Origin of the sequence: Escherichia sp. E4702 (assembly GCF_963883545.1) — a bacterium.
In the GTDB taxonomy this organism is placed as follows: Bacteria; Pseudomonadota; Gammaproteobacteria; order Enterobacterales; family Enterobacteriaceae; genus Escherichia.
In genome coordinates this window covers 1-9,679 of sequence record NZ_CAWORF010000041.1, presented here as the reverse complement: position 1 = coordinate 9,679, position 9,679 = coordinate 1, and the positions used below count along the sequence as shown (strand labels likewise).

General features: G+C 54.4%; 7 protein-coding genes and 2 pseudogenes. 8 read left to right on the top strand and 1 reads right to left on the bottom strand.

Annotated elements, in window-relative coordinates:
* Nucleotides 1–185: 185 nt before the first annotated feature.
* The 7 genes and pseudogenes from flgG to AACU94_RS24180 all read left to right on the top strand — a co-directional run bounded on the left by flgG (nucleotide 186) and on the right by AACU94_RS24180 (nucleotide 6,895).
* Nucleotides 186–971, top strand: coding sequence for a flagellar basal-body rod protein FlgG (flgG, locus tag AACU94_RS24210; RefSeq protein ID WP_000990540.1), 786 nt, complete (start codon nucleotides 186–188; stop codon nucleotides 969–971).
* 202 nt (nucleotides 972–1,173) lie between these two features.
* Nucleotides 1,174–1,839 (top strand): flagellar basal body L-ring protein FlgH, encoded by a 666-nt coding sequence (flgH, locus tag AACU94_RS24205; protein ID WP_000800871.1) that lies wholly within the window; start codon nucleotides 1,174–1,176, stop codon nucleotides 1,837–1,839.
* 14 nt (nucleotides 1,840–1,853) lie between these two features.
* A complete protein-coding gene (locus AACU94_RS24200; protein WP_059274126.1) occupies nucleotides 1,854–2,954 on the top strand; it encodes a flagellar basal body P-ring protein FlgI in 1,101 nt (366 codons plus the stop codon).
* The gene (locus AACU94_RS24195) at nucleotides 2,954–3,253 is read left to right on the top strand and encodes a rod-binding protein (RefSeq protein ID WP_042017176.1); all 300 of its coding nucleotides are present in this window, start codon (nucleotides 2,954–2,956) and stop codon (nucleotides 3,251–3,253) included. Before AACU94_RS24200 ends, AACU94_RS24195 begins: the two co-directional genes overlap by 1 nt.
* A gap of 328 nt (nucleotides 3,254–3,581) precedes the next feature.
* Nucleotides 3,582–4,958 (top strand): annotated as a pseudogene (gene flgK / locus AACU94_RS24190) (flagellar hook-associated protein FlgK).
* 14 nt (nucleotides 4,959–4,972) lie between these two features.
* Nucleotides 4,973–5,901, top strand: a pseudogene (gene flgL, locus AACU94_RS24185) (flagellar hook-associated protein FlgL).
* 16 nt (nucleotides 5,902–5,917) lie between these two features.
* The gene (locus AACU94_RS24180) at nucleotides 5,918–6,895 is read left to right on the top strand and encodes a flagellar hook-associated protein (RefSeq protein ID WP_135488411.1); all 978 of its coding nucleotides are present in this window, start codon (nucleotides 5,918–5,920) and stop codon (nucleotides 6,893–6,895) included.
* A gap of 266 nt (nucleotides 6,896–7,161) precedes the next feature.
* Here AACU94_RS24180 and AACU94_RS24175 read toward each other — a convergent pair whose 3' ends face one another.
* Nucleotides 7,162–8,004, bottom strand: coding sequence for a transcriptional regulator (locus AACU94_RS24175; RefSeq protein WP_135488412.1), 843 nt, complete (start codon nucleotides 8,002–8,004; stop codon nucleotides 7,162–7,164).
* Between the two features lie 485 nt (nucleotides 8,005–8,489).
* On the opposite strand from AACU94_RS24175, the gene lafA reads away from it, so the two are divergent.
* Nucleotides 8,490–9,404 carry a lateral flagellin LafA gene (lafA, locus tag AACU94_RS24170; RefSeq protein ID WP_000949083.1) on the top strand — a complete coding sequence of 305 codons (915 nt, stop codon included), beginning with the start codon at nucleotides 8,490–8,492 and terminating at the stop codon, nucleotides 9,402–9,404.
* Nucleotides 9,405–9,679 lie beyond the last annotated feature (275 nt).

Here is a 9,679-nt window from a genome sequence, read left to right as displayed (position 1 = left end):
AGCCTGTGCCCAAATCGTAGGCCGGATAAGGCGTTTACGCCGCATCCGGCAGTTATGCGGCGGTGCCTGATGCGACGCTTTGCGTCTTATCAGGCCTACAAGCCTGTGCCCAAACCGTAGGCCGGATAAGGCGTTCACGCCGCATCCGGCAACCGCGGCCCAAAAATAACACGGAATTTACCACCATGAACGCAGCATTATGGATCAGCAAAACCGGCCTCTCGGCGCAGGATGCTGAAATGAGCGCGATTGCCAACAACATCGCCAACGTTAACACCACCGGCTTCAAGCGCGACCGGGTGATGTTTCAGGATCTGTTTTACCAGACCCAGGAAGCACCGGGCGCGATGCTCGACCAGAACAACATCATGCCGACCGGGCTGCAATTCGGTAGCGGTGTGCGCATTGTCGGCACCCAGAAAACCTTCACCGAAGGCAACGTCGAAACCACCGACAACGCCATGAATGTCGCCATTATGGGGCAGGGATTTTTGCAGGTGCAAAAGGCCAATGGCGATATCGCTTATACCCGCGACGGCAATTTGCAGGTGAACGCCGATGGCGTACTGACCAACTCGCAGGGCTTGCCGTTGCAGCCGGAGATCGACGTTCCGGCGGGGGCGACCAATGTTGCGTTTGGCGAAGATGGTACGGTGACGGCGATTCTTCCTGGTGACAGCGACGTGACCGAGTTAGGGCAACTGACGCTGGTTAACTTCGCTAACCCGGCGGGGCTTTCCGCCGAGGGTGACAACCTCTATCTGGAAACCGCCGCCAGCGGTCAGCCGACCGAAGGCGTACCGGGTGAAGATGGGCTTGGCACCTTGCAGGATAACGCCCTGGAAGGCTCGAACGTGGATATCGTCAACGAAATGGTGGCGATGATTACGGTGCAACGCGCGTACGAGATGAACGCCAAAATGGTGTCGGCGGCGGACGATATGTTGCAGTACATCAGCCAGACGCTGTAAGGCGAAATGTCGGATGCGACGCTGACGCCCTTCCAGGCACGATAAGCGAGTGGACGGTGCACATAGTTTGGTTGATTAACCGTTTATAAACCGTCCACACGCGCATCGGGCAATGTGCACACGCTTGTTGTCGGATGCGACGCTGACGCGTCTTATCCGACCTACAAGAGCGCATAACTCACTGTATTTAAACAGGCAGAACGTGAAAAATTATCTATGGCTGGTGGCGCTGCTTCCACTCCTTAGCGGGTGTGAATCGCAGGCCATTCTGGTCAAAAAAGACGACGCATACTTTGCGCCACCAACCACCGAAGCGCCGCCTCCGGCAGACGGGCGTGCCGGGGGCGTGTTTGAAACTGGCTACAACTGGTCGCTAACCGCCGACCGGCGGGCTTACCGCGTGGGCGATATCCTGACGGTGATCCTCGAAGAATCCACTCAGTCGAGCAAACAGGCGAAAACCAACTTCGGCAAAAGCAACACCGTCGACATCGGCGCGCCGACCATTTTTGGACACACCAAAGATAAGCTTTCCGGCTCTATCGACGCCAACCGCGACTTTGACGGCAGCGCCACTTCCCAGCAGCAGAACAGCCTGCGCGGGGAGATCACCGTTTCCGTTCATGCGGTGCAGCCCAACGGCATCCTGGAAATTCGTGGTGAAAAATGGCTCACCCTCAACCAGGGCGATGAGTACATCCGCTTAAGCGGCCTGGTACGCGCCGACGATATCCAGAACGACAACTCGGTTTCCTCCCAGCGGATCGCCGATGCCCGCATCTCCTATGCCGGACGCGGCGCGTTAAGCGACGCCAACGCCGCAGGCTGGCTGACGCGGCTGTTTAACCATCCTCTGTTCCCGATTTAATGCCGGAGAGTGCAATGCAAAACTGGATAAAGGCCGCAGCGATCGCTGTAAGTCTGACGCTGCCCGGCGTGGCGCTGGCGCAATCGCTGGAGTCGCTGGTCAACGTACAGGGTGTGCGTGAAAACCAACTGGTTGGCTACAGCCTGGTGGTCGGCCTCGACGGTACTGGCGATAAAAACCAGGTCAAATTCACCAACCAGACCATCACCAATATGCTGCGCCAGTTTGGCGTGCAGCTGCCGAATAAAATCGACCCGAAGGTGAAAAACGTCGCCGCGGTGGCGGTGAGCGCCACATTGCCGCCGATGTACTCGCGTGGGCAAACCATTGATGTCACCGTTTCATCGATTGGCGATGCCAAAAGTATTCGCGGCGGCACCTTGCTGCTCACCCAGTTGCACGGCGCGGATGGCGAGGTTTATGCCCTGGCGCAGGGAAGCGTGGTGGTGGGCGGGATGAATGCCACCGGGGCCAGCGGTTCCAGCGTAACGGTTAATACGCCGACTGCCGGGTTAATTCCCAACGGCGCGACGGTGGAGCGCGAGATCCCCAGCGATTTTCAGATGGGCGACACCATCACGCTCAACCTGAAACGCCCGTCGTTTAAAGACGCCAACAACATTGCGGCGGCGATCAACGCCTCGTTTGGCGGGATTGCCACCGCGCAGAGTTCCACCAACGTCACCGTGCGTGCGCCTACCAGCCCCGGCGCGCGGGTGGCGTTTATGTCGCAACTGGACGATGTGCAGGTGCAGGCGGAGAAAATCCGCGCCCGCGTGGTGTTTAACTCACGCACCGGTACGGTGGTGATGGGCGATGGCATCGCGCTGCACGCGGCGGCGGTGTCGCACGGTAGTTTGACCGTTTCGATTAACGAAACCAGCAACGTCAGCCAGCCGAATGCCTTTGCGGGCGGGCGCACGGCGGTTACGCCGCAGAGCAATATCGCGGTGAATCATGCGCGCCCTGGCGTGGTGAGTTTGCCGGAGTCGAGCAGCCTGAAAACGCTGGTCAATGCGTTGAACAGTTTAGGCGCGACGCCGGATGACATTATGTCGATTTTGCAGGCGCTGCATGAGGCGGGCGCGCTGGATGCCGACCTGGAGGTGATCTGATGAAAGTCAACGTCAGCGGCGGGATTGACGGCAGCGATGCGTTAATGGGGCCGAAGGTTCAGGCCAATGACATCAAGCAGGCCGCGGAGCAGTTTGAGGCGATTTTTTTACGCAACATGCTGAAAGAGATGCGTAAAACCAACGAGTTGTTTGATTCAAAAGATAACCCGTTTAACAGCGATTCGGTGCGCATGATGCAGGGGTTTTATGACGATGAGTTGTGTAACACCCTGGCACAGCAGCACGGGATTGGGATCGCGGCGATGATTGTGAAGCAATTGTCGCCGAAGCATAAATGAGGCTCCGACGTTCGGTGCACGATGCCTGATGCGACGCAGACGCGTCTTATCAGGCCTACGAGTCCGCGCATATTTTTATGTTTGCGCCCGTTTGTAGGCCGGATAAGGCGTTTACGCCGCATCCGGCGTTCGGTGCACGGTGCCTGATGCGACGCTGTCGCGTCTTATCAGGCCTACGAGTCCGCACATATTTTTATGTTTGCGCCNGTTTGTAGGCCGGATAAGGCGTTTACGCCGCATCCGGCGTTTGGCACCCGGTTTACGGAACTTAAGAATCCCCAACCTAACGCCGCTTTTAACCGGCACGATTTACCGGTAAGGATCCAACATGGACATGATTAACATCGGCTACAGTGGCGCATCAACCGCGCAGGTGGAGCTGAACGTCACGGCGCAAAACACCGCCAACGCCATGACCACGGGCTACACCCGCTAGGTGGCGGAGATCAGCACCATCGGCGCCAGCGGTGGTTCGCCGAACAGCGCCGGTAACGGCGTGCAGGTCGACAGCATTCGCCGCGTCTCTAACCAGTATCAGGTGAATCAGGTGTGGTATGCCGCCAGTGATTACGGCTATTACAGCACCCAGCAGGGATATCTCACGCAACTGGAAGCGGTACTGAGCGACGATAACAGCAGCCTGAGCGGCGGGTTCGATAACTTCTTCGCCGCCCTTAACGAAGCCACCACCAGCCCTGACGATTCCGCCCTGCGCGAGCAGGTGATCAGCGAGGCCGGGGCGCTGTCGTTGCGTATCGATAACACGCTGGATTACATCGACTCGCAAAGCACGGAAATCATCAGCCAGCAGCAGGCGATGGTGTCGCAAATCAATACGCTCACCAGCGGTATCGCCAGCTATAACCAGCAAATCGCTCAGGCCGAAGCCAACGGCGATAACGCCTCTGCGCTGTACGATGCCCGCGACCAGATGGTGGAAGAACTCAGCGGGATGATGGATGTGCAGGTCAATATCGACGACCAGGGCAACTACAACGTTACTCTGCAAAACGGTCAGCCGCTGGTAAGCGGGCAGCAAAGCTCGACCATCGCGCTGGAAACCAACGCCGATGGCACGCCGACCATGTCGCTGACTTTCGCTGGCACCACCTCGACGATGACCACCGACACTGGCGGTTCATTAGGCGCACTGTTTGATTATCAAAACGACGTGTTGACGCCGCTGACCGACACCATCAACAGCATGGCGTCGCAGTTCGCCGATGCGGTCAACAACCAGCTGGCGCAGGGCTACGATCTCAACGGTAACCCCGGCGAGCCGCTGTTTATTTATGATGCCAGCGATGCTGATGGCCCGCTGACCGTCAACCCGGATATCACCGCCGACGAGCTGGCATTTTCCAGTTCGCCGGACGAAAGCGGTAACAGCGACAACCTGCAGGCGCTGATCAATATCTCCACCGAACCGCTGGAGATCGCCAACCTTGGCAGCGTGACGGTCGGGCAGGCGTGCTCGTCAATCATCAGCAATATCGGCATTTACAGTCAGCAAAATCAGACAGAAGTCGATGCCGCGTCCAATGTCTATTCCGCAGCGCAAAACCAGCAGAGCAGCGTCAGCGGCGTCAGCATGGACGAAGAAGCGGTGAACCTGATCACCTATCAACAAATTTATGAAGCCAATCTGAAAGTCATTTCCGCCGGGGCCGAGATTTTCGATTCGGTGCTGGAAATGTGCAGCTAAGCGGGAGCGCAAAAATGCGAGTAACCACCCAACAAACCTACGTCTCGATGACGCAAAGTTTTAATAATCTCTCCGGCGATCTGGCGCATGTGGTCGAGCAGATGGCAACTGGCAAGCAGATTTTGCAGCCGTCGGACGATCCCATCGCCGCCACGCGTATCACCCAGTTAAACCGCCAGCAGTCGGCGATTGAACAGTATCAGAGCAATATCGACTCCGCGTCGGCGGGCTTAAGCCAGCAGGAATCGATTCTCGATGGCGTCAACAACAGCCTGCTGGCGGTGCGCGACGACCTGCTGGAAGCGGCGAATGGCACCAATACCGCCGATTCGCTCGCAAGCCTCGGCCAGGATATTGAGTCGCTCACTGAATCAATGGTGGCGGCGCTCAATTATCAGGACGAAGACGGGCACTACGTGTTTGGTGGCACTATCAACGATCAGCCGCCGATTGTGGCGGTGGACGATGACGGCGATGGCGTAACCGACAGCTACAGCTATCAGGGCAACAGCGACCACCGCCAGACCACGGTATCGAACGGCGTGGAAGTGGACACCAACGTGGCGGCGAGCGATTTCTTCGGCAGCAATTTAGACGTTCTCAACACGCTCAATTCGCTCTCTCAGGAGTTGCAAGCCCCAACGTTGACCCGGCAGATCCGCAGGTGCAGAGCGATATTCAGAACGCCGTTGATGTGGTGGACATCGCCTCGGACGATCTCAACGCCTCGATTGCGTCGCTCGGCGAGACGCAAAACACCATGTCGATGCTGAGCGATGCGCAGACCGATATCTCTACCTCTAATGATGAGTTGATTGGTTCACTACAGGATCTCGATTACGGCCCAGCGTCGATCACCTTTACCGGACTGGAAGTGGCAATGGAAGCTACCCTCAAGACTTACTCGAAAGTGAGTGAGTTGAATTTGTTCAGCGTTCTCTAACTCTTTCAGGAACAGTATGCAGGTCGGACTTACATCTTCATCACTCGCCACCGGCGGCGCGCATAGCGCTGCGGTATCGTCGTCAACCGTTGCGCCCACTCCGGCGGTGCGGCAAAAGCTCCCGGCGACGGCGAGTGAATATCCGGCCTCGCCGCTGATTACCACTCGCCCGCAGCGTTACAGCGTGCAGCTTAACGACCAGCTCACCACCTTGCAGCAGGCGGATCACTACCTCGGGCAACTGGAACAGCAGTTGCTCGATTATCGTCATAGCCAGCGTAAGGGCGGGCAGGCGCAGAGTTCAGCGCTGATGCAGATGCTGGACAAACGCACCGCGCTTTCCGGCGGTGCGGTGGACCGCCAGTTGCAGCCGGTGTTGCAGGGCGAAGCGCGGGTGACCTTTCACTCGCCGGATCTGGCGAATCTCGTGCACAATCCCACGCCGGGAACGCGCATGTTCAGCGTCTCTGACGGGCGGCAGACCCAGCTTTCGGCGGTGATGCTGTCTGAGGATGACAGCGCCGCGCAGTATCAGACGCGGCTGACCAACGCCCTGCGCCGCGTAGGCGTGCAGCTGCATCAGCAAGCGGATGGCATCAGTTTCTCCACCACTGAAAAACAGTGGCCTGACATCGAACGTACCTTAAGCGTGCGCACCGATGGCGATAAGTCGGCGTTTATGCCACTAAAAACCTTTGCCGAACCGTCGCAGGCCGAGCGTTTAGCGCAAAGTTTGCAACAGGGTGGGGCGGGGATTTCCCAGACGTTAGAAGGCATTAATCAGCAGCGCGCGCAGATGGCGGTGCAGCAGGAAAAAGCCCGCCAGTTGATCGACGGCATGTCCCGCTTCCCGCAAACGGAAAACGCCGTGCAGGCGTCGGAAAATCTCGGCGGCGTGCTCGATAGCGCGAATCATAACTATCAGGTGTTATTACAGGCGGTGAACGGTCAGGCGCGAATTTCCAGCCAGACGGTGAGGAGTTTATTGGGTTAGGGTTATTGAAAATCAATCAAATGAGGCTGTCGTAAAAAATCATTTCAGTGCAGAATATGCTAAAACTCTGCGGGTTAAAAAAGGAATGAAATGGCCACTCTCAATCAACTGATGGATAAGCAAAGCCCTGAAAGTCGTAGGCGAATAATAAAAAGCTAGAGTTACCAATAACTAAAACTATCAGCAATTCCGATTGATTTGATTCGGGATTTTCGTAGGCCGGATAAGACGCGTTTAGCGTCGCATCCGGCATATATTGGCACTCATCAGCACTTCTGCACAGTATTTAACAATTTCTCCAAATTCTGATACATCGCGCTATTAATATCGCTGTTCTGCCAGCCTTCCACATTAAAAGTTAATTGCCAGCTACCGTTGCACTGGTTGCGCAGAACAATATCACTTTCCAGTCGGTTACGAACATATTTATAATAGGTTGTCATTGTCATATTATGCGCTGACAATAAATTATCGAGTTTGTCTTTTCCTGGTGCGAGGGTTTGTGACAGTAACGGTACGGAATTATTTTCTTTTCCAGAACTAAGATGAAATATTTTTATTCTTGGACTGTTAATTGACTCTTTTACCAGCTGCGGGGCGTCAGGTGTATTTTTCAAGTGTGAATACCCCACGGTCGAGCCAATAAATATAACAGCCGCGGTCAACGCTAACCCCATCAGTCCTTTATGTTTTTTTCTAACAGGCACAGGCGGTGTTGTCGAAGATATCTCTTCTGGTACTGTTTCCTGTATCTGGTCGGTAATAATCAGTTTTTCCGCAGGCGATGACTCCGGCAAAGACACATACTCTTTATTGCACAGGTAACCTTTTTTCGGAATTGTTTTAATAATGTTCTGTTGTTTGCCATCATCGTCGATAGCAACGCGCAACGCATGGATCGCCGTCGGCAGGCTGTTACCGCCGACAATGCGGTTCTTCCATACTTCGGCACATAAATAAGATCGCGATAAAACCACATCGGCATTTTTTGCTAATGTTTCCAGCAAAATAAAATGGTATTCGCCGAGACGACGTGTTTCACCCGTTTCGCAATGTATTAAGGCATTAAGCGACGGGTCCATCCGCCAGTTGTTGATAATAATACTCATAGTTGAGTTTACCTTAGCAAGGGATAAATGTTTCCTGATAGTGCTTTGCATAAAGCACAGTCTTATACGTCCCTGAGAAGATGATTTTTCTGCGTGATAATTAATATTTTATGGTAATAGGATTATTCTTAATCACTATATGGCGTGGAAATGTAACGAAATGACAGGACAGGTACAATAGCCAAATGTGTACTATTTGCAACGCAATGTAAATTTTGGCATCAGTACATTGAGAAGAAAACGCGTTAATTGATGGTAATCTTAACTATATCAAGCGTTTGATAAAGACATATTTTGATACCTGGCCATGTGGCAGATATTGCTAATAATCTTTTTATCTGAATTTAAACTCTGCTTTTTTTAGCTAAAAGTGGCATCAGATAAACCGCAGTGAATTTTTTTTAACGGCGGTTTTAAGTTTGCTCCTTAGGTGTCGTTTTTACAGGGTATCGAAACGAAAATGATTAATCCCAAGGAGCAGTATCATGTTATCTATTAACACCAATAACGCCTCAATGGCCGCCGTTAATGCAATCAGCAAAAGCAGCTCTTCTTTGTCTACATCTATGGAACGCCTGGCGACAGGTAACCGGATTAACTCTTCTGCCGATGACGCAGCGGGCAAACAAATTGCTAACCGTCTGACAGCACAGTCCAGCGGTATGGGTGTGGCGCTGAGCAACATCAATGATGCCACCGCGATGCTGCAAACCGCTGACAGCATGTTCGACGAAATGTCTGACGTGCTGGGGCGTATGAAAGACCTGTCAACTCAGGCAGCGAACGGCACCTACAGCGACGACGACCTGCAGGCGATGCAGGACGAATACGACGAACTGGGCCAGCAGATGTCTGACATGCTGCAAAACACCACTTACGGCGGCACCAACCTGTTCGGTGTTTCCGGCACCAGCAACACCGGTACTGACGGTCTGTTCCAGAGCGCGGTAACCTTCCAGGTGGGCGCGGAATCTTCCGACACCATGACCGTGAACATTTCCAGCCAACTGAACACGCTGGTGACCGATCTTTCTGCTATCAGCAACTCCTTTAGTGCGGATCAGGCAGACACCACGGGTACTGCAGGCGTGTCTGGCGGTACTGAGCTGACTGCGTCTGGCTCGGCTAACCAGATGATCACCAGCATTTCTACCGCGATGGATGATGTTTCGCAGATCCAGTCCAAGCTGGGGGCGTCTATCAACCGTCTGAACGACACGGCTAATAACCTGACCAGCATGCAGGACAACACCGAAGTTGCTATCGGTAACATTATGGATACCGACTACGCGACGGAAGCGTCCAATATGACCAAACAGCAAGTGCTGATGCAGACTGGCATCACCATGCTGAAACAGTCCAACAGCATGTCCAGCATGGTTTCCAGCCTGCTGCAGTAAGTTCGGGCCTACAAACGGGTACAAGCATAAAAATATGTGCGGACTCGTAGGCCTGATAAGACGCGCTAGCGTCGCATCAGGCATTGTGCACCGATTGCCGGATGCGGCGTGAACGCCTTATCCGGCCTACGAACGGGCACAAGCATAAAAATATGTGCGGACTCGTAAGCCTGATAAGACGCGTCAGCGTCGCATCAGGCGATCGTGCACCGATTGCCGGATGCGGCGTGAACGCCTTATCCGGCCTACGAACGGGTACAAGCATAAAAATATGT